The sequence below is a fragment of the Amycolatopsis sp. NPDC001319 genome (assembly GCF_042896185.1).
In the GTDB taxonomy this organism is placed as follows: domain Bacteria; phylum Actinomycetota; class Actinomycetes; order Mycobacteriales; family Pseudonocardiaceae; genus Amycolatopsis.
This window is the reverse complement of record NZ_JBIAWY010000022.1, coordinates 100,451-119,378: the sequence shown is the minus strand read 5'-3', so window position 1 is coordinate 119,378 and position 18,928 is coordinate 100,451. Positions and strand designations below refer to the sequence as shown.

The window sequence follows — 18,928 nt, the reverse complement described above, 5'->3', positions numbered from 1 at the left end:
AGGATTCGATCTTCGCAAATCCAGTCCTACCAGCGGCCCCACGCCTCACCTCACGGCAACACGCACCCCCACCTCGCCCTACTGAGAAAACCTCATTGGGGCGCTTTGGCCCCACCCAACCCCCACCCGCCAACGCACCTCGCCATCCACCCACCGTCGCGTGCGCTTGCCTCCACCCATCACCCACCCGGCAACACAACCCACGATCCACCGACCCCTCCCTGCACCCTTCCCCCTCCCGGCCCCGATTCTTTTCCCCAACACGGTGGAGATCGGTTTGTCAAGGCACGCTTTCCCGCCGTTGACAAACCGATCTCCACCGTCGTGACAATCAAAAATCGGGGTGCCCACCCCCACCATCCCGGCCGCAATGGTGCGCTCCGCGCGCCGAGCCCCCCGAACGGCCGACGCAACAACCCCACCCACCCCACCATCCTGAACACAGAGGACCCCCTCCGTCCTCTAGCGGTGGGTATCCGTACAGTTGCATAGGGTAGGCAAGGTTACCCTAAGAAAGGCGGCTCCATGGGTGGAGATTCAGCGACCTGGCTGGCCGGCGGCCGCGACGGTGCAACACACCTCACCGACCTCATCCCCGTCGCCCTCCGGGGCATGGCCGCAGGCATCACCGAACGCAACGGCCCCATCCCGTCCGGCGGCCCCGCTTCCGTAGCCGCCTCCCTCGCCGCAGCCGGCGGCACCCAGCACCTCCCCAAAACCGGGATCGGCGCCGAACAAGCCCTCCACCACTACGCGACCCTCCTCGCAGAAGGCACAGCCGACCCAGCAGACCCGGCTTGCGCCGCCCACCTCCACTGCCCCCCGCTGGCCGTCTCCGTCGCCGCCGACGTGGTGGCCGCGGCGATGAACCCCTCCATGGACTCCTGGGACCAAGCCCCCATGGCCAGCGAACTCGAAGCAGAGTTCCTCAGCGGCATCGCCCACCTCTGCTTCCCGGCCACCCCCACCGCCGACGCCGTGGTCACCTCCGGCGGCACCGAATCCAACCTCCTCGGCCTCCTCCTGGCCCGGGAAACCACGCCAGGAACCGTCCACCCGGTCTGCGGCTCCAACTCCCACCACAGCGTCTCCCGCGCGGCCTGGCTCCTCGGCCTCCCGGCCCCGGTCGTCGTCCCCTGCCAAGACGACCGCATGATCCCCGAAGCCCTGGCCGAAGCCCTCAAGCCACTGGGCGCAGAGGCAGTGGTCATCGCCACCGCCGGCACCACCAACACCGGCCGAATCGATCCCCTCGAGGAGATCGCCCGCATCTGCCACCTCTCCGGCGCCCGCCTCCACGTCGACGCGGCCTACGGCGGCCTGCTCCTCTGCAGCGAAACCCTGGCCCCCCGCGTCGCCGGCCTCGAACTCGCCGACTCCGTCGCCCTCGACATGCACAAGTTCGGCTGGCAACCCGTCGCCGCCGGCCTCTTCGCCGCGCGAAACGCCGCCGACCTCTCCGCGCTGACCGTCCGCGCCGAGTACCTCAACGCCGACGACGACACCGAAGCCGGCCTCCCCGACCTCCTCGGCCGCTCCATCCGGACCTCCCGCCGTCCCGACGCCTTCCGCATGGCCGTCACCGTCCGCGCGCTCGGCACCGAAGGCCTCGGCGCCCTCGTCGAACGCTGCTGCTCCACCGCGACCGAGGTCAACGAGCTGGTGGAACGCCACCCCGCCCTGCAGTCCTGGGGCAAACCGGAGCTGTCCACCGTCGTCTTCCGCCCGCGCGGCGCCGACGACGACCTCGTCGCCCGCGTCCGCCGCACGCTGCTGGAAGCCGGCACCGCCGTGATCGGCCGCGGCGCCCTGCCGACCGGCCCCGACGGCGCCCCGCAGCTGTGGCTCAAGCTCACCCTGCTGCACCCGCACGCCACGGCCGCGGACTACGTGGAGCTGCTCGACCGGGTCGTCGCCACAGCAGAAGCCGAGCGCAGCGTGACCGCACCGCAGAGCCCGGTCGCCTCGTGAGGCGCTTCGACCTCGCGGGCGTGGGGATCGGGCCGTTCAACCTGTCGCTCGCCGCGCTGGCCGACCCGCTCGACCAGCTCGACGTGGTGCTCTTCGACGCGCGCCCGGAGTTCCGCTGGCACCCCGGGCTCCTGGTCGACGGCGCGACGCTGCAGGTCCCGTTCCTCGCCGACCTGGTGTCGCTAGTCGATCCGACGAGCCGGCACTCGTTCCTCAACTACCTGCGCGAACGCGGCCGCCTGCTGCCGTTCTACTTCGCCGAGCGCTTCCACCTGCCGCGCGCGGAGTACGACGACTACGGCCGCTGGGCCGCCGCCCGTCTGCCGGCGTGCCGCTTCGGCCACGAGGTCACGGGCCTGCGCTGGGCGGCCGCGGAGGAGGCGTTCGAGCTGACCGTGCCGGGCACCGAACCGGTCCTGGCGTCGTCGGTGGTGCTCGGCGTCGGCACGCGGCCGAGTGTGCCCGAACCGCTACGCGACCTCGTCGCGGCCCCGGGCGTGCTCGCCCTGCACTCGGCCGACTACCTCACCCACCGCGCCGAGCTGCTGGCCGCGGAGACGGTGACCGTGGTCGGTTCCGGGCAGTCGGGGGCCGAGGTGTTCCTCGACCTCCTGTGCTCACGCTCCACTGTGGACGGTCTGCGCTGGCTCGCCCGCACACCCGCGTTCGCGCCGATGGAGTACTCGAAGCTGGGCCTGGAGCAGTTCACCCCGGACTACACGACCTACTTCCACGGCCTGCCCGAGGCGGTACGCGACCGGCTGCTGCCGTCGCAGTGGCAGCTGTACAAGGGGATCGACACGGAGACCATCGCCGCGATCCACGACGCGCTCTACCGTCGCAGCATCGGCGGCGGCTGGCCCGGCGCGGCGCTCACGCCCGGCGTCGAGGTCGTCTCGGCCACGGCCGGCGACGGCGGGATCGAGCTGGGCCTGCGGCACGCCGAGCAGGGGAGCACCGCCACGCACCGCACGCACGCCGTGGTCTCCGCGACCGGTTACGCCGAAACGCCGACCGCGCCCTTGCTGCGGGAGCTGGCCGTGCGCCGCGACGGCCACGGCCGGCTCGTCGTGGGCGCGGACCACCGGCTGGAGCTGGGCGACGGCGTCACCGGTTCGGTGTTCGTGCAGAACGCCGAGCGCCACACCCACGGCCCCGGCGCACCCGACCTCGGCCTCGGCGCCTGGCGTGCCGCGGCGATCCTCAACGCGGTGTGCGGCAAGCCGGTCTACGACCTGCCCGAGCGCACCGCCTTCACCACGTTCGGCCTGAACACCGGATCAGAACCCACGGAGGAGCAGTGACCCTGACCGACGCCGCCGCCTGGCGGGCCGCGGGCTCGCTCGTCACGCACAAGATGCTCGGCGAGCTGTCCTACGAGGCGATGCTGCGCCCGAACCCCGGCGAACCGACCCGCGACGGCCACCGCACCTGGTTGCTCGACCTCCCCGGCGGCGTCTCGTACCGCTTCGAGGCCCGCCGCGGCGCGTTCGAGTCGTGGACCGTCCTGCCGGGCAGCGCCGTCCGGCTCGCCGACGGAGCCGAGACTCAGGCCGACGACCCGCGCACCCTGGTCGTCGACGCCCGGGAAACGCTGGGCCTCACCGGGTTGCGCCTGGCCGACGTGCTGGCGGAGCTCACCGCCACCGTCACCAACGAGGCCGCCCGCCTGCGCCGCGCCCCGACCGCCGCCGAACTGTCCACGATGGACTACAACCTCGCCGACGGCCACCTCACCGGCCACCCGCGGCTCGTGCTGAACAAGGGCCGCGTCGGCTTCTCGGCTCCGGACCGCGCCCGCTACGCGCCGGAGGCGGGCGAGGACGTCCGCCTGCGCTGGTATGCCGTGCACCGCGACCTGGCGCAGTTCCGTTCCGTCGCGGAGCTCGACGCCGAAACCCTGCTCCATCAGGAGCTGGACGACGCCCAGCGCGAGGAGTTCACCGCGCGCGTCGCCGTCGTCGGCGACCCGGCCGACTACGTGTGGGTGCCCGTGCACCCGTGGCAGGCCGACGAGATCCTCGGCACGCTGTACTCCGCCGAACTCGCGACCGGCCGGATGATCGAGCTGGGGGAGAGCGCCGACGCCTACCGGCCCCACCAGACGGTGCGCACGCTCGCCAACCGCAGCCGCCCCGATCGCCACGACGTGAAAACCGCCGTCTCCGTGCGCAACACGCTGGTCTACCGCGGTCTGAACTCCGCGGCGACGCTGGCCGGGCCGTCGGTCACCGAGTGGCTGCGCCGCGTCGACGCGGCCGACCCGCTGCTGTCGGAGAAGTACCGCTTCGCGCTGCTGGGCGAGGTGGCGAGCGTGTCCGTGCGTCACCCGTTGTTCGGCGCGCTCGAAGAGCTGCCCTACCGCTTCCACGAAACCCTCGGCGCGCTGTGGCGCGAGCCGCTCGTCGCGACGCTGGCCGAGGGCGAACGCGCGATCTCCTTCGCCGCCTTGCCTTACCGCGACGCTTCGGGCGAAGCCGTGCTCACGCGGCTCATCACGCAGGCCGGCGACGGCGCCGAGGTGTGGCTGTCGTGGCTGTTCGACCTGCTGCTCACGCCGCTGCTGCAGTGGCTGCTGCGTTACGGCGTCGGGTTCTGCCCCCACGGCCAGAACCTCATCCTCGTCGTCGACGCCGACAGCCGGCCCGTGCGCGTGGCCATCAAGGACTTCGCGCAGGGCGTGGACCTGATGGACGAGGAACTGCCTTGTTACGCCGACCTCCCGCCCGAGGCCGACGCCGACATGCTGCGCTGGCCCGCCCACCTGCTCGCGCAGTCGCTGTTCAGTTCAGTGTTCTCCGGCCAGCTGCGGTTCTGGGCCGAGGTGCTGCTCGACGACCTCGGCCTGGCCCGCGGCGACTTCTGGGCCCTGGTGCGCGAGGTCGTCGGCCGCTACCGCGACGAGAACCCCGACGTCGCCGAGCGCTTCGACGCGTGCCGGCTGTTCGCGCCCGACGTGGAGCGCGTCACGCTCAACCGCGAGCACTTCGCCGGGCAGGGCTTCGACAAGGTGGAGCGCGACGACGAGTTCGACGTCCGCTGGGGCCGGGTGCCGAACCCCTTGCACGCGCCCGACCCGGACGGCGCGTGGTGACGCCGTTCGACCGGCCCGCCGGCGCGCGCTCGCTCACCGTGCGCGCGGAGGCGGGCTCCGCCGCGGCGGCCGTGCTGCGGCACGTGCTCGCCGAGGAGGGCACGCGCCTGGTGCTGCTCGTGCCCGACCCGCACGCGCGGTTCGCCGCGGTGGAGGTGGAGGCGCCGTTCGCCGCGTCGGTGCTCGACGACGGCTACGGCGTGTGCAGCTACGTCTTCGCCTGGACGCCGGAGCGGGAACCGTTGCCGGACGCCGGTTCCCTGAGCGCCTACCTCGGCGGCTTCGGCGACCTGCGCATGCGCGCGGACGCCGCGACGGCCGTGCCACTGGGGGAGCGCACCTGGGCCGTGGTGTGCGACGCCGAGCTGCCCTCGGGTGAGCCGGCGGGCCTCGCGCCGCGCACGGTGCTGCGGACGCAGCTGGCCGCGCTCGAGGAGTTCGGTCTGGTGCCGTCCATCGGGATCGAGCACGAGGTCGTGTTCCGCGACGGCTCCGGCGCCCCGCTGACCGGCCACGGCGTCGACTACGCGGTCGGCGGCACCGAACGCCTGGCCCCGCTCCTGGCCGACCTGCGCTCGGCCGCCTCGGCCCTGGGCGTGGAGTCCGCCCGGGCCGAATGCCACCCCGGCCAGTACGAAGTGGTGCTGCGCCACCGCGACGCGCTCACCGCGTGCGACGACGCCCTGCTGCTCCAGCTGCTCACCCGCCGCGTCGCGAGCCGGCACGGCGCGAGCGCCGACTACCTCGCCGCGCCGGAGACCGGCCAGGGCAACTCGTGCCACGTCCACCTGTCACTGTCCACTCCGGACGGTCCCGCGGGTTTTCCCTTTGGCCTCAGCGCCTTCCTCGCGGGCGTGCTGCGCGACGCGCGGGCGCTCACCGCCGTGTGGGCGCCGACGTGGAACAGCTACGTCCGCCTGCGCACGGCGTCGTTCTCCCCGCGCGTGCTGCGCTGGGGCCCGGACGATCGCACCGCCGCCGTCCGGCTCTGCGGCACCTCAGCGTCGCCCCGGCTGGAGTTCCGTTTCGCCGGCGCCGACGCCCAGCCGCACCTCGTCGTGGCCGCCCTGGTGGCGGCCGGCTGCGCGGGCGTGGCCGACGGTCTGACACCCCCGGACCCGGGCACGGTCGTCGGCGAGCTCGCCCCGACGCCGTGGGAAGCGCTGGCGGAGCTGGAAAGGGGCCGGACGAGCGAGCTGCTGGGGGAGGACGTCTCCACCCAGCAGCTCGCCTTGCTGCGTCAGGAACTCCACGCCGGGCTGGACGCCGTCACCGACTTCCAGCGCCGTCGTGGCTCCCTCCGTTCCTGACCGCGGTGTGCTGCGGTGCGGCCCCGACCGCTGCGCCGCAGCCACCCGGCCGGGCCGCTCACGAACCGGACGGCCGGATGTTCTGGTTGATGTGGAACAGGTTCTGCGGGTCGTACCGGTTCTTGACCTGCGCCAGCCGCGCGTAGTTGTCGCGGTAGGCGGCCCGCACGCGGTCGTCACCCTCCTCCATCATGAAGTTCACGTAGGCGCCGCCGGCCGAGGTCGGGTGCAGCTCGGTCCAGTAGTCCTTCGTCCAGCGGGTGATCTTCTCCCGGTTGTCGGGCGAGGGGTCCACGCCCACGATCACACCGGACCAGCCACCGTCGCGGTAGGGGAACGCCGTGGCGTCGGCGGCGACCCGGGCGGCGGCACCGTCGATCGGGTACATGTGCATGCTGGAGTGCATCGTCGGCAGCATCTCGCCGAAGCGGCGGTGGATGGCAATCGCGTCGTCGGAGATCTCCGTGGTGACGTCGGCGCGCCAGTACCACTGCAGACCCGGCGGGTAGAGCCCGTCGAACGCGCTCTGCAGCGCCGTGAACGGCATCGGCTGCAGACCCACCACCAGCGGTGACCCGAACGAGCGCACCGGCTCGAAGACCTCGTCGGCCCTCGCGTGGTCACCGGTGTAGCACCAGACGATGGCGCACGCCTTGCGGTTCCACAGCTCCTCCGGGAACGGCGGTGCCGGCGGGATGGTGATCAGCCCGAACCAGCCGCTGAGCTCTTCGGGCAGCGAAGGCAGCAGCTCGCGGTACCAGCGCAGCACGTCTTCGGTGTCCTCCAGTGCGTAGAGCACCGGGCCGCCGATGATCGTGCCGTGGTCGCCGATGTCGTGGCAGCGGAAGGTGAACGACGTGACCACGCCGAAGTTCCCGCCGCCCCCGCGCAGGGCCCAGAACAGGTCCGGGTTCGACTTCTCGCTGGCGTGCACGAAACTGCCGTCGGCGAGGACGACGTCCGCGGAGAGCAGGTTGTCGACCGTCAGCCCGAAGCGCCGGGCCAGGTAGCCGATCCCGCCGCCGAGGGTCAGCCCGCCGACGCCGGTGGAGGAGATGATCCCCGACGGCGTGGCCATGCCGAAGCCCACGGTCGCGTGGTCGACGTCGCCCCAGGTGCACCCGGCGTCGACGCGCACGGTGTGCGTCTCGGGGTCCACGGTCGTGCTGCGCATCGCCGAAAGGTCGACCACCAACGCGTCGTCGGCGATGCCCAGCCCGCCGGCGTTGTGCCCGCCGCCGCGCACGGCGAGGTCGATCCGGTTCTCCCGCGCGAAATTCACACACGTGACGACGTCCGCGGTGTCCGCACACCGGGCGATGGCGGCCGGGTGCTTGTCGATCATCCCGTTGTAGACGGCGCGCGCCTGGTCGTAGCCGTCGTCGCCGCGCGTCACGAGCTCGCCCCTCAGCGCCAGTGCCAGCTCGGGGAACGGTGCGGTGATGGTGGTCATGCGATTTCTCCCTGATGTGGAACGGCCTCCCGGTCGGGCTGCCTGCCCCACCGAAGCTAGGGACGGGGCGTTCGCGCAGCGTTCGGGTGCGCCGAGGGGTCCGTTCGGTGACGAGTTTTTTGCCGGGAACGCAGGCGTTCCCGGCGATCTTTTTGGCCTAGTGCAAGAACTTCTCCACGGCGCTCATCGCGCGCCCGCGAGCCGGCCCGGCGGCGGAGCCGTCCTGTGCGCCCACGGCCCGACTACCGTGCCTGGACAGGAGGCACCCCGGGATGCTCTACGTGTCGCTGCTGGGCGAGCAGTCGGTCACCCACGGTGCGACCGGGCCGGCGGTGACCCGGTCGCCGCGGGCGATCGCGCTCGTCGGCTACCTCGTGACGCACGCGGGGCTGCCGCAGCCGAGGCAGCGGATCGCGTCGCTGTTCTGGCCCGATTCCTCCGACGCGCAGGCCCGCACGAACCTGCGCCGCGAGCTGCACCACCTGCGCCAGGTCCTCGGCGCGGACTCGGCGCTGCTCGCGACCGCGACCGATCTGTCCTGGCAGGACACTCCCCGTTGCCGCGTCGACGTGCGCGTGTTCGACGCCGAACGCCGCGCGGCCCTGGCCGCCGGCGAAGACGAGGAAGTCCGCGCCCACGCCGGCGCCGCGCTGGCCGAGTACCGCGGCGAGCTGATGCCCGGCCTGGCCGACGAATGGCTCTTCGAACCCCGCAACGAGCTCGAACAGCAATGTGTGGCCCTGTGCGACCTGCTCGGCGACGCCCAGTGCCGCCTGGGCGACCTCGCGGGCGCCGCGGAAACCGCCCGCCGCCGGATCCGCCTGCGGCCGCTGGAAGAGCTGGGCTACCGCACGCTCATGGAGCTGCAGGCCGACCTCGGCGACCGCGCTGGGGCCGTGAGCACCTACCACCAGTGCGCGGCGGTGCTCGAACGCGAGCTGGGCGTGGCGCCCGACCGCGCCACGCAAGCGGCGTTGCGGCGGCTGCTGGCCGACGCCGTGCCCAGCCGCGAATCCCGGCTCGTCGGCCGCACCCGCGAGTTCACGCGGCTGCGGGAACGGTGGCAGCAAGCCGCGCGCGGCCAGCCGTCGGTGGCGCTCGTGCGGGGCGACGCCGGTGTCGGCAAGACCCGGCTGGTGGTCGAGCTGGCCCGGCTCGCGCGCAGCCAGGGTGCGGTGGTGGCGGGGACGCAGTGCTTCGGGACGTCGGGCCGGCTCGCGCTGGCGCCGGTGGCGGACTGGCTGCGCAACCCCGTGCTGCAGCCGTCGTTGGCGACACTCGCGCCCGTCTGGCGCGCCGAAGTGGACCGGCTCGTGCCGGCCGGCAAGGACAGCGGCAAGGAAGGCGGACCGGCGCCCGTGGTGCGCGCGGTGGCCGACGCGTGGCAGCGGCACCGCTTCTTCGAAGGGCTCGCCCGCGCCCTCACCGGCGCCGGCCGGCCGACGTTGCTCGTGCTCGACAACGCGCAGTGGTGCGATCAGGAAACCCTGGCGTTCCTGCTCTTCTGCCTCGGCCTCGAACCCCGCGCACCGCTGCTGCTCGCCGCCACTCAGCGGTCGGATCCCGGCGACGGCACCCTCGCCGGCTGGACGGAACGCCTGCGCGCCACCGGCCGGCTGTCCGAAGTGGATCTCAGCCCACTGGACCTCGACGACACCGCGCGGCTGGCCGAGTCCGTCTCCGGTCTCCTGCCTTCGGGCGACGAGCTCACCCTCCTGCACGCCGCGACCGGCGGCTTCCCGCTGTCGGTGGTGGAGGCGCTGCGCTCCGGCGGCCCGCCCGGAGATCTCGACGCCGTGCTCACCGAACGCCTGCGGCAACCGACTCCCGACGCCCGCGAGATCGCGGGTCTGGCGGCCGCCGTCGGCCGGGATTTCTCGCTCGACCTGCTCACCGAGGCCAGCGACCTCGACGCCGAAGCCGTGGTGCGCGCCGTCGACGAGCTGTGGCGGCTGCGGATCCTGCGCGAGTTCCGCGACGGCTACGACTTCTCCCACGACCTGCTCCGCGACGCCGCCTACCGGCAGGTGACCCGCGCGCGGCGCTGGCTGCTGCACCGCCGGCTCGCTCAGAGTCTCGAACTGCTGCACCCCGGCGACACCGGTTCCGTCTCCGCGCAGCTGGCCGAGCAGTACGCCCGTGGCGGCCGGCCGGACCGGGCCGTGGAGTTCTACCGCCGGGCCGCCGAGCTCGCGTCCGGCACCTTCGCCCACGGTGAAGCGATCCGGCTGCTGCGCGAAGCCCTGTCGTTGCTCGCCGGCGCCCCCGCCGGGCCGGAGACCGACCGCCGTGAGCTGGAGGTGCTCGAAGCCCTTTCCGGACCCCTCAATGCCCGGCTCGGCTACGCGTCCCCCGACCTCCAACGCGCCCTCGAACGCTCGATCGTGCTCGCGGAACGCCTGGGGCAGCAGGATTCCACGCTCGTCGCTTTGGTGGGGCTGTGGACGTCGAGGTTCGTGCAAGGCCGCACCGCCCGCGCGCACGAAGCGGCGAAACGCGCCCTCGAACTCGTCGACGACGACCGCACCAAAGACGAGCTCAACGGCTCCGCGCACTTCGCGTTCGCCGGCTCGTCGGTGAGCCTCGGCCGGCCCGGGGAGGCGCTGCGCCACTTCGACCTCGCCGCCCGCCTCACGCGCGGCGCGCCCTCGCTGCCCATCGGCACGCGCCCCGAGGTGCACAGCCCGGCCTGGGCCGCGCACGCGCACTGGCTGCTGGGGCACGAGGACGAAGCGCTCCGCAGCTGCCGTGAAGCTGTCAGCCTGGCGCGCACGAAGACGCACCCGTACAGCCTCGCCGTGGCCCTCGCGTACGCCGGCATCACCCACCAGATGCGCGGCGACCTCGGCGACGTGAAGCAGGTCTCGGCCGAGCTGCGCGAGCTCTGCGGCCGTTACGGCTTCGCCTACTACCGCGAGTGGGGCCTCGTCCTGGGCGGCTGGGTCCGCGGCGACGCCGACGGCCTCGCCGACATCCGCCGCGGCGTCGCCAACCTCAAGGCCGAGGGCTCGCTCGCCCGCATGCCCTACTGGCTCGCGCTGCAGGCCGACCTGCTGGCCCGCCACGACCGCCCCGGCCCGGCCCGGGCCGCCCTCGACGCCGCCCTCGTCGTCGGCCAGGCCCGCGACGACCTCTGGTGGCTCCCCGAGGTGTTGCGCCTGCGCTCCGCCTACGACGGGCGCGAACAAGGCCGGATCCGCCTGAAGTCGGCGGTGGAGCTGGCGGCCGCGCAGGGGAGTACGACGCTGCGGCTGCGCTGCGAACGCGACCTCGACCGGTATTGAGCCGCAGCGTTCAGGGGCGTTCGCCGGCCCGCTCGACGACGAACGCCCGGCACCTCTCGAGCGCGTCGTGCAGCCGCGCCGCTCGCTCCAGCACGAGTTCGAGCTCCAGGACCGTCGGCACCGTGGTTTCCCTGAGCCGCCACACGATCCCGGACATCTTCAGCGACAGCCCCCACGTCACCGCGTCGGCCGCGTCGACCAGCTCCTGCAGCGCGCGACGGTCACCGGCCGGCAGCCCCGGACGCGTGCCAGTGTCCCGGGACGTGGAGGCCCTGCCGCCACCCGACGTGGCGGCAGGGGTCTGGGCGCGAACGGTCATGGCTCAGCACTTCACCTTCGGCCGCTGACGGTCCTCATAGTCCTCCAGCACCAGCGGGTCCGCGTCGCCGCGCGGGGCCGGCGGGATGCCGAGCGCCTTGCGGATCTTGTAGTCGCACCCGCCGCACGTCGGATCGAGCCACGGCTTGTCCGGCGTGTGCACGTCCGCCTCGCCGACCTCCAGCCGGTAGCCGCACAGCGTCGTGAACGTCGCGCCGAGATCCAGCACCCCGCGATGCACGGCCTGCCTGGCGTGCCGCCGTCCCGATGCTTGTTGCCACACGTACATGAAGCCCTCCCCGGCTGATCAGCTGCCCGCACCCGCTGCATGCAGCAAAGCAAGGATGCGATGCATGCATCGGTTGCGCAACCCCCGCGCGGGCCGCAATCGGGTGAATAACCGACTACTCTCAGCCGCTAAGATCTGCTGCATGGCCAGCAACATGCCCACGCCGCGATCGCGGGAGTTCGGTTCGATCCTGCGCAATGCCGCTCGGGCGAAGGGGTATTCGACCCGGCAGCTCGGAACTCTGATCCGGCGCAACGGCTCTCACGTGTCGCGCTACTTCCAGGGTTTGCTCATCCCGTCGGAAGCCGAGACCGGCGCGATCTGCGTGCACCTCGGCATCGAAGGCGAGGCTCTCGAGGCGCTGCTGCAGATTCGGCTGGAAGCCGCCGACCCCAACTGGGTCACCGGGGTCAACCGGCAGCTCGCCGTCCTGAGCGAGTACGAAGCGGCGGCATCTCAGATCTTCACCGCCCAGGCGCAGCGGATTCCGGGCTTGCTTCAAGCTCGCACCTACGCGGAAACTTTGATGCGCGCAACGGGTGCTGCCGAGGAGGACATCAAGTCCGGCGCGGACTTTCGCATGGGCCGGCGGGAGAAGGTGCTCGCATCGAAGGTCGAAGCCACCTTCGTCATCGGCGAGTATGCGCTGCGCTACCCCGAGAGCGACGACGCGGCGTGGACCGAGCAGCTGCGGTTCCTGGTCGAAGTCGCGCAGTTGCCCCAGATCACGATCCAGATCGTTCCGATGGCCGCGCTGTACACGCCGCTTCGCGACGGCGGGTTCGTGTTGATCGAGGGTGCCGAACCGGGCGCCGATGTGGTTTACCTGGAGCAGTACGCGAGTAGTTCCACATTGACTGCGGAGCAGTACATCCGCGGGTACAAGGAAGCGGCGGAACAGCTCCGCCGTGAGGCGATGAGTCCTGACGATTCGCTCAGGCTGATCGGCGAGTTGATCGAGGAGGTGGAGAAAAGAGATGACAAGTGACTTCCACTGGCGGAAGTCGTCGTTCTCGGGGAACCCGCAGCAGGAATGCGTGGAGGTCGGGTTCCCTGCGGCGGGTCCGCTGGATGAGGTGGCTGTCCGGGACTCCAAGGATCCCGAAGGGGGCCACTTCGCGCTCTCGCCCGCCGGTTGGCGCGGGTTCCTGAAGTCCGTCCGCTAGATGTCACCGGCAGTGGTGCCCCAGCTTCCCGACGATGCTGGGGCACCGCTGTTTCCGGCGCTCGGCTCCGGCGCCGCAGGCGAACACGGCGTTAAGGTGGCGTGGCGGGGGCGGGCCAGGGCTTGCGGCGCGGGGGGTGAGTGCGCAGGCTCACACCGTGAGCGAACGTGACTACGACCTGATCGTCATCGGCTCGGGCCCGGGTGGGCAGAAGGCCGCCATCGCGGCCGCGAAGCTGGGGAAGAAGGTGGCGGTCGTCGATCGCCACGACATGGTGGGCGGCGTGTGCGTCAACACGGGCACGATCCCGTCCAAGACGCTGCGCGAGGCGGTCCTCTACCTGACGGGGATGAACCAGCGCGAGCTCTACGGCGCCAGCTACCGCGTGAAGCAGGACATCACCATCGCCGACCTCATGGCGCGCACCCAGCACGTGGTGGGGCGCGAGGTCCAGGTGGTCCGGGCCCAGTTGCTGCGCAACCACATCGACCTCGTGCCGGGCACGGGGTCGTTCGCCGATCCGCACACGGTGCTGGTCGAGGGGCGGCACGTCGGTGACCGGCGCACGGTGTCGGGCGACCACATCGTGATCGCCACCGGCACGCGGCCCGCGCGCCCGGCGCACGTGGACTTCGACGCCGCGCGGGTGCTCGACTCGGACGAGATCCTGCGGCTGGAGGCGATCCCGTCGTCGCTCGTCGTGGTGGGGGCCGGGGTGATCGGGATCGAGTACGCGTCGATGTTCGCCGCGCTCGGCTCGCGCGTGACGGTGGTGGAGCAGCGCGACCAGATGCTCGACTTCTGCGACCCGGAGATCGTGGAGTCGCTGAAGTTCCAGCTGCGCGACCTCGGGGTCACGTTCCGGTTCGGGGAGAAGGTGGCGAACGTCGCGGTCTCCGACGAGACCACCGTGACCACGCTCGTCAGCGGCAAGCGCATCCCGGCCGACGGCGTCATGTACTCCGCCGGCCGTCAGGGCATGACCCACGAGCTCGCCCTGGAGAACGCCGGCCTCCTGGCCGACGAACGTGGCCGCCTGGCGGTCGACGAGCACTACCGCACCGAGGTGGAGCACATCTACGCCGTCGGCGACGTCATCGGCTTCCCCGCGCTCGCCGCCACCTCGATGGACCAGGGCCGGCTCGCCGCGTACCACGCGTTCGGCGAACCCGCGAACGGCCTCGGCGCCCTGCAGCCCATCGGCATCTACACGATCCCGGAGATCTGCTACGTCGGCGCCACCGAGGCCCAGCTGACGTCCTCCGCGGTGCCGTACGAAGTCGGCATCTCCCGCTACCGCGAGCTCGCGCGCGGCCAGATCACGGGCGACAGCTACGGCATGCTGAAGCTCTTGGTGTCCACAGTGGACCGCAAACTGCTGGGCGTCCACGTCTTCGGCACGGGCGCCACGGACCTCGTCCACATCGGCCAGGCCGTCATGGGCTGCGGCGGCACCGTCGACTACCTGGTGGACGCGGTGTTCAACTACCCGACCCTCTCGGAGGCGTACAAGGTCGCGGCCCTGGACGCGACGAACAAGATCCGGGCTCTGGACCGGTTCCCGATCTGAGGCTCTTCGCTGGACACGCGCCGCCGGGGCTCACTCCGGCGGCGCTGTGCTGCCGGGGCCGATTCGCCTGGCCACATCGGTCGGCCGCGTCATCGGAGTGACCGTTCGAACACCTGTTTGACACCCGATAGAACATGTGTTCGACTGGGCGGGTGCGATGGGAACGACAACGAGCGGGGGAAGGCGAGCCGATCCTGCCTGGTCTGGACGGGTTGCTGCGGTCCGTGCGGTCACCGGAGTTCGACGGCGTCACCTTTCACGAGGTGCACGCCAAGTCGGTGCTGAACCGGGTGCCCGACGGGTCGCAGGTGCCGTTCCGGTGGACCGTGAACCCGTACCGCGGGTGTTCCCACGCGTGCACGTACTGACGTTGGCTACCATGTAGTGCGTGACCCCGAGAACCGCGATCTACGCGCGCCAGTCCAGGGACAACACCGGCAAGGGCCTCGCCGTCGAACGGCAAGTAGAGCTCGCGCGGAAGCTCGCCGAGTCCCGCGATCTCGGGCCGTGCCTGGACCCGATCATCGACAACGACGTCTCGGCCAGCACGGGCAAAACACGCGAGGGATACGAGCGGTTGCTCTCCCTCGTCGAAGCCGGCCAGCTGGACGCGATCGTCGCCTACCACCCGGACCGGCTGCTGCGCTCGCTCGTCGAGATGGAGCACCTGATCGCGCTGTGCGAAAAGCACGGCGTGCGGATCATGACCGTCGCCGGCGACATCGACCTCTCGACGGACATGGGCCGGCTCGTAGGCCGGATCCTCGCGTCGGTCGCGCGCGGTGAGGTCGAGCGCAAGGGGCGCCGTCAGAAGGACGCAGCCGTCCAGGCCGCGCAGCAGGGTGCGCCGCCGTCGCGCGGCGCGTTCGGGCACGCGCGCTGGCACCGGCGTGACGGCGAGCGGTACCAACCACCGGCGGAGCAGGTCGCCGCCGAGGCGGACGCGGTCCGCGGTTGCTACGAAGGGCTGTTCGCGGGGAAGTCTCCTGGGCGGATGGCGGACGAGCTTAACGAGGCGGGGCACCGTACCACCCGCGGCAACCTGTGGACCCGCTCCGAGGTGCGGGCGATGCTGCTGAACCCTCGCAACGCCGGTGTGCGGTACCTGCATGGGGAACGCGTCGGGTTGGGGAACTGGCCGGCGATCGTGTCCGAGGAGACATGGCTGGCGGCGAAGTCGTTGCTCGACGATCCCGCGCGACGCACCTCGCCGGGGTCGGCGCGCAAGTGGCTCGGCGGTGGCCTGTACCTGTGCGGGCTGTGCAACGAGTCGGACATGGCGTCGAGCCGCCGGTGGAAGGGCGAGCGCGGTTACCGGTGCCGGACGGGGATGCACAACAACCGGTCGGCTGAGAAGATCGACCACTACGTGCTCCATACCGTCGCCGCCCGGCTCGGGAAGATCGACGTGGTGCGGCTGCTTGGCCAGAAACACCCCGGCGTCGACGTTCCCGCCCTCCGCACGGAGGCAGCAGGTGTAAGGGCTCGGCTCGTACAGCTCGGCGTTGACTATGCCGAGGGTGATCTGACTGCGGCTCAGGTTCGTGTGGCGACGCAGCGGCTGGAGGCGCGGCTCGCAGAAATCGACACCCAGCTCGCAGCGGTCGGTCGCGGCGACCAGCTGGCGGAGATCGTATCTGCGGAGGACCCGGGGCAGGCATTTCTCGACGCTGATCTTTCGGTGCAGCGGGGAACGCTCGAGCGTATGTGCACGGTAACGGTGTTGCCGAATACGCGGGGCCGATGGGCGCCGATCTCCGAGACAATGCGAATCGATTTCACGAATCTGCCATAGCGTTTCGAGGCCTAGGGGAAAAGCGCTGATGACGCCCCCCCCCCGCAGTTTTACGGCGAAGGTCCGGCCGGGGGAAGCGGCCTACCCTGGCGCACTGGAGTCAGCGCTCCGACAGCATCTGTTCGATGTCGTTGATGCTGCGGTCCATCTCCGCATGGCGGCAACGGCGTCGTCCGGCGGAAGCATTAGATCCCGCCGCCGCTGAGGCGATCGCTAGCCCCGCACAGATCAACGTCAGTCCTGCCGCCGCGTAGAACAACGCTACGGCTTGTACATCAGCTGCCGGGATGTACGGGTTTCCCGTTCGCTGCGTCATCATTTTGATGTGCTCCTTCCCTTGATCGACTGACCTACGTTCGGCCATTCGCATGGGTATTTTCGCCCAGGAAGTGCAAAGCGTTAAAAAGATCGCGGAAAGTTGCTCTTTCAGAGTGACGGAATGCGTTGCAGATGCGTCACGAGCTTGACTCAGGTCCGCTCGGAGTCTAATGAACCCTGCTCTGTCTTCAGCCGGGTGGCTTCCTTGAGCCACAGCAGCGCGGCATGGTCACCAGAGGTGCGACGGAGCATCCGCCCAAAGTCGATGATGTCCTCGAAGGTCATGGCGAGGATCTTGGCGCGCTCCTCAGCTGACCACTCGTGCGGCGGGTCGGGGAGGATCTCACTGGCTCGCTCGTCGGGGAGGGCTGTCGGTTCGCCACCTGATGCAATGCTGTCGATACTGCCGCGCTTCCACTGGAGAGCGCGCTCGAGGCCCTTCTTGGTCGTGGCGCGCATCCGTCGCGCGGCCTCTGGGTCGCCGGCGATCCGGTAGAGGTTCCCGACGGATATCCCAGCGTGCTCGGCTACTTCGTCCCAGGTCATGCCGAGTTCGCCGCGGCGGTCGTCCATCCACCAGCCTGCGGTTCCACGGTCATAGCCACGTTTGCTCACATCGCCATGATGACGTGAGTAAACGTGAGTTGTCTAGCTGTGATGAGACGTCGTTCTTGCAGCTCTCGGCGTTACAGGACTCTTATCTACTAGCAAGTAGTCGCTTAGCGCTCGCTTTTCGCGTGGACAAGTGAGGTTATGCGAGTTAATGTGAGTCCCGTGAGATCCTCAACTCTCCTCGTAGACGGCGCCAAGCTGAAGGTCGCCCGCGAGATGGCCGGGCTTACCCAGGAGCGACTTGCCCAGAAGCTCCACGTGGACCGATCTGCGGTCGCCCACTGGGAAGCCGGCCGTTTCCAGCCGGACGCACCGAACTTCAAAGCCCTGTGCCGTGTCCTCAAGGCCAAGCCGGAACAGCTGCTGGTGGTTCCCGATGACCGGGCGGCGTGAATGCGGAACCTCGCCGGCCCTGGCAAGCCCGGCCCGAAGCCGCCCCGTCGCTACGACTGCGGCAGGTGCGGCGGCCGGGGCACCGTACCCATCAACCCGCGCGACCCGCGGCAGGGCGAGCAGACCTGCATCCAGTGCGGCGGCCGCGGCGAGCTCGCCACGTAGAGGCCCGACCCTCGCCGAGTTGGCTGCCCTGATGGACCCGCGCGACGTCGAGGCATCCCACCGAATCGCGGATGCCGCACCGCCGCTGACGCCAACCCAGGAAGCCGCGCTCCTCGCGCTCCTCTTCCCCGTAGGCCGCGCCGCCTGAACTCCACCACCACTTCTCCCGGAGGTACCCCATGCTCGCTCGACTGATCAACCGCCTGCTCGGCCGTGACGACCGCGAAGCCGGTCCGCGTGACGACCGTGAGGCCGGACCGCAGATCCGCCTCGTCATCAACGCCACCGACATAGACCCGGAGACGGTGGCCGCGCAGGTGCGCTGGGCCCTCCGCGGGAACCGGCCGGCCGCGCCGGTTCGCTACGCCGCCTGCGCGTACGAGGACGCCGGTCTCGGCTTCTTCTCCAGACCAGTCTGTCCACATCGAACACCGCAGGGGAGTCCCAGTGTCTGAGCTCGACATCTTCACCGCTGCAGGCGAAGGCCTGGACCTGTCGCACTTCGGGCTGATGGAGGACGGCACGCCGTACGTCATCGCCAGCAAGTTCGCGAAGGCTCTTGGCTACGCGAAGACGCAGAACGCCACCGACCAGCTGGAGCTGTCGGAGAGGGGTTACGCCGACGTCGTGACCCCTGGCGGTGTGCAGCGCGTGGGCGTGATCCTCGAAGACGGGATCTGGGAGCTGATCTTCCGCTCGACGCTGCCGTCCGCGAAGACGCTCAAGGCACAGGTGAAGGCGATCCTCCGTCAGCTACGCGAGACCGGGGCCGTGGATACCGGGCAACGTCCGATGAGCGAGCTGGAGATGGCCCAGAAGTACGTGGCCGCGCTGGAGCGCCTGGAGATCGCCGGCCCGAAGGCCGAGGCGTTCGACGAGCTGATGTCCGCTGAGGGCGACTACCCGATGGCGGTCGCGGCGCAGATCCTCGGCCTCGGTCAGAACACCCTGTTCGCGCGTCTGCGTGATGAGCACGTCCTGATCGCCGGCGGGAAGCGGCACAACACCCCGCTCCAGCAGTACGTGAAGCACTTCCGCGTCGCGACGAGTACCTACGACGACGGCGAGAAGGCGCACGTGAAGTACACGACGTTCGTGCGTCCGTCCGGCCTGGACTGGATCCGGAAGCTGCTGAAGCTTCCCGCGCCGATCGCCTGACCAATCAACAAAGGGGCCCGCCCCGCGCGGGA

General features: G+C 70.7%; 18 protein-coding genes. 13 read left to right on the top strand and 5 right to left on the bottom strand.

Features of this window, described 5'->3' with window-relative positions; translation table 11 throughout:
* Window positions 1-525: 525 nt before the first annotated feature.
* The 4 genes from ACFY1H_RS47130 to ACFY1H_RS47115 are packed head-to-tail and all read left to right on the top strand — an operon-like array spanning window position 526 to window position 6,375.
* Window positions 526-1,971, top strand: a complete 1,446-nt coding sequence (locus ACFY1H_RS47130) for a pyridoxal phosphate-dependent decarboxylase family protein (RefSeq protein WP_386956471.1) — start codon at window positions 526-528, stop codon at window positions 1,969-1,971.
* On the top strand, window positions 1,968-3,275 hold the full coding sequence (locus ACFY1H_RS47125; RefSeq protein WP_386956470.1) for a lysine N(6)-hydroxylase/L-ornithine N(5)-oxygenase family protein: 1,308 nt from the start codon (window positions 1,968-1,970) through the stop codon (window positions 3,273-3,275). Before ACFY1H_RS47130 ends, ACFY1H_RS47125 begins: the two co-directional genes overlap by 4 nt.
* On the top strand, window positions 3,272-5,065 hold the full coding sequence (locus ACFY1H_RS47120) for an IucA/IucC family protein (RefSeq protein ID WP_366583201.1): 1,794 nt from the start codon (window positions 3,272-3,274) through the stop codon (window positions 5,063-5,065). The genes ACFY1H_RS47125 and ACFY1H_RS47120 overlap by 4 nt, the downstream gene beginning before the upstream one ends.
* The gene (locus ACFY1H_RS47115) at window positions 5,062-6,375 is read left to right on the top strand and encodes a glutamine synthetase (protein WP_386956472.1); all 1,314 of its coding nucleotides are present in this window, start codon (window positions 5,062-5,064) and stop codon (window positions 6,373-6,375) included. The genes ACFY1H_RS47120 and ACFY1H_RS47115 overlap by 4 nt, the downstream gene beginning before the upstream one ends.
* A gap of 58 nt (window positions 6,376-6,433) precedes the next feature.
* On the opposite strand, the gene ACFY1H_RS47110 is transcribed toward ACFY1H_RS47115, so the two are convergent.
* The gene (locus ACFY1H_RS47110) at window positions 6,434-7,828 is read right to left on the bottom strand and encodes an FAD-binding oxidoreductase (RefSeq protein ID WP_366583202.1); all 1,395 of its coding nucleotides are present in this window, start codon (window positions 7,826-7,828) and stop codon (window positions 6,434-6,436) included.
* Between the two features lie 272 nt (window positions 7,829-8,100).
* Between ACFY1H_RS47110 and ACFY1H_RS47105 the strand changes: the two genes are divergently transcribed.
* Window positions 8,101-11,112 carry an ATP-binding protein gene (locus ACFY1H_RS47105; protein WP_386956469.1) on the top strand — a complete coding sequence of 1,004 codons (3,012 nt, stop codon included), beginning with the start codon at window positions 8,101-8,103 and terminating at the stop codon, window positions 11,110-11,112.
* A gap of 10 nt (window positions 11,113-11,122) precedes the next feature.
* Here ACFY1H_RS47105 and ACFY1H_RS47100 read toward each other — a convergent pair whose 3' ends face one another.
* Together ACFY1H_RS47100 and ACFY1H_RS47095 are read right to left on the bottom strand one after the other, a co-directional pair.
* Entirely contained in the window at window positions 11,123-11,431 is a 309-nt protein-coding gene (locus ACFY1H_RS47100) for a hypothetical protein (protein WP_366583204.1), read from the bottom strand.
* Between the two features lie 3 nt (window positions 11,432-11,434).
* Window positions 11,435-11,719 (bottom strand): zinc finger protein, encoded by a 285-nt coding sequence (locus ACFY1H_RS47095; protein WP_366583205.1) that lies wholly within the window; start codon window positions 11,717-11,719, stop codon window positions 11,435-11,437.
* Window positions 11,720-11,861: 142 nt separating this feature from the next.
* Here ACFY1H_RS47095 and ACFY1H_RS47090 point away from each other — a divergent pair, with 142 nt between their 5' ends.
* The 5 genes from ACFY1H_RS47090 to ACFY1H_RS47070 all read left to right on the top strand — a co-directional run bounded on the left by ACFY1H_RS47090 (window position 11,862) and on the right by ACFY1H_RS47070 (window position 16,250).
* Window positions 11,862-12,707 (top strand): Scr1 family TA system antitoxin-like transcriptional regulator, encoded by an 846-nt coding sequence (locus ACFY1H_RS47090; RefSeq protein WP_386956468.1) that lies wholly within the window; start codon window positions 11,862-11,864, stop codon window positions 12,705-12,707.
* Complete coding sequence (locus ACFY1H_RS47085) at window positions 12,697-12,885, top strand: DUF397 domain-containing protein (protein WP_386956467.1); 189 nt, start codon at window positions 12,697-12,699, stop codon at window positions 12,883-12,885. The genes ACFY1H_RS47090 and ACFY1H_RS47085 overlap by 11 nt, the downstream gene beginning before the upstream one ends.
* Before the next feature lie 157 nt (window positions 12,886-13,042).
* The gene (gene sthA, locus ACFY1H_RS47080; protein WP_386956466.1) at window positions 13,043-14,455 is read left to right on the top strand and encodes a Si-specific NAD(P)(+) transhydrogenase; all 1,413 of its coding nucleotides are present in this window, start codon (window positions 13,043-13,045) and stop codon (window positions 14,453-14,455) included.
* Window positions 14,456-14,607: 152 nt separating this feature from the next.
* Window positions 14,608-14,823, top strand: coding sequence for a hypothetical protein (locus ACFY1H_RS47075; protein ID WP_386956465.1), 216 nt, complete (start codon window positions 14,608-14,610; stop codon window positions 14,821-14,823).
* A 20-nt stretch (window positions 14,824-14,843) separates the two neighbouring features.
* Window positions 14,844-16,250, top strand: coding sequence for a recombinase family protein (locus ACFY1H_RS47070; protein WP_386956464.1), 1,407 nt, complete (start codon window positions 14,844-14,846; stop codon window positions 16,248-16,250).
* 100 nt (window positions 16,251-16,350) lie between these two features.
* Here ACFY1H_RS47070 and ACFY1H_RS47065 read toward each other — a convergent pair whose 3' ends face one another.
* Together ACFY1H_RS47065 and ACFY1H_RS47060 are read right to left on the bottom strand one after the other, a co-directional pair.
* Window positions 16,351-16,569, bottom strand: a complete 219-nt coding sequence (locus ACFY1H_RS47065) for a hypothetical protein (RefSeq protein ID WP_386956463.1) — start codon at window positions 16,567-16,569, stop codon at window positions 16,351-16,353.
* A 149-nt stretch (window positions 16,570-16,718) separates the two neighbouring features.
* A complete protein-coding gene (locus ACFY1H_RS47060; protein ID WP_386956462.1) occupies window positions 16,719-17,183 on the bottom strand; it encodes a hypothetical protein in 465 nt (154 codons plus the stop codon).
* 159 nt (window positions 17,184-17,342) lie between these two features.
* Here ACFY1H_RS47060 and ACFY1H_RS47055 point away from each other — a divergent pair, with 159 nt between their 5' ends.
* The 3 genes from ACFY1H_RS47055 to ACFY1H_RS47045 all read left to right on the top strand — a co-directional run bounded on the left by ACFY1H_RS47055 (window position 17,343) and on the right by ACFY1H_RS47045 (window position 18,896).
* Window positions 17,343-17,573: a helix-turn-helix transcriptional regulator gene (locus ACFY1H_RS47055; protein ID WP_386956461.1), complete on the top strand. Its 231-nt coding sequence runs from the start codon at window positions 17,343-17,345 to the stop codon at window positions 17,571-17,573.
* A 344-nt stretch (window positions 17,574-17,917) separates the two neighbouring features.
* Entirely contained in the window at window positions 17,918-18,193 is a 276-nt protein-coding gene (locus ACFY1H_RS47050; RefSeq protein WP_386956460.1) for a hypothetical protein, read from the top strand.
* Window positions 18,186-18,896: a phage antirepressor gene (locus ACFY1H_RS47045; RefSeq protein ID WP_386956459.1), complete on the top strand. Its 711-nt coding sequence runs from the start codon at window positions 18,186-18,188 to the stop codon at window positions 18,894-18,896. The genes ACFY1H_RS47050 and ACFY1H_RS47045 overlap by 8 nt, the downstream gene beginning before the upstream one ends.
* Window positions 18,897-18,928 lie beyond the last annotated feature (32 nt).

Coding starts and splice junctions, on each gene's coding strand:
- ACFY1H_RS47105 (WP_386956469.1), top strand. CDS start 8,101: ATGCTCTACGTGTCGCTGCTGGGCGAGCAGTCGGTCACCCACGGTGCG.
- ACFY1H_RS47090 (WP_386956468.1), top strand. CDS start 11,862: ATGGCCAGCAACATGCCCACGCCGCGATCGCGGGAGTTCGGTTCGATC.
- ACFY1H_RS47100 (WP_366583204.1), bottom strand. CDS start 11,431: ATGACCGTTCGCGCCCAGACCCCTGCCGCCACGTCGGGTGGCGGCAGG.
- ACFY1H_RS47110 (WP_366583202.1), bottom strand. CDS start 7,828: ATGACCACCATCACCGCACCGTTCCCCGAGCTGGCACTGGCGCTGAGG.
- ACFY1H_RS47095 (WP_366583205.1), bottom strand. CDS start 11,719: ATGTACGTGTGGCAACAAGCATCGGGACGGCGGCACGCCAGGCAGGCC.
- ACFY1H_RS47065 (WP_386956463.1), bottom strand. CDS start 16,569: ATGATGACGCAGCGAACGGGAAACCCGTACATCCCGGCAGCTGATGTA.
- ACFY1H_RS47085 (WP_386956467.1), top strand. CDS start 12,697: ATGACAAGTGACTTCCACTGGCGGAAGTCGTCGTTCTCGGGGAACCCG.
- ACFY1H_RS47130 (WP_386956471.1), top strand. CDS start 526: ATGGGTGGAGATTCAGCGACCTGGCTGGCCGGCGGCCGCGACGGTGCA.
- ACFY1H_RS47050 (WP_386956460.1), top strand. CDS start 17,918: ATGCTCGCTCGACTGATCAACCGCCTGCTCGGCCGTGACGACCGCGAA.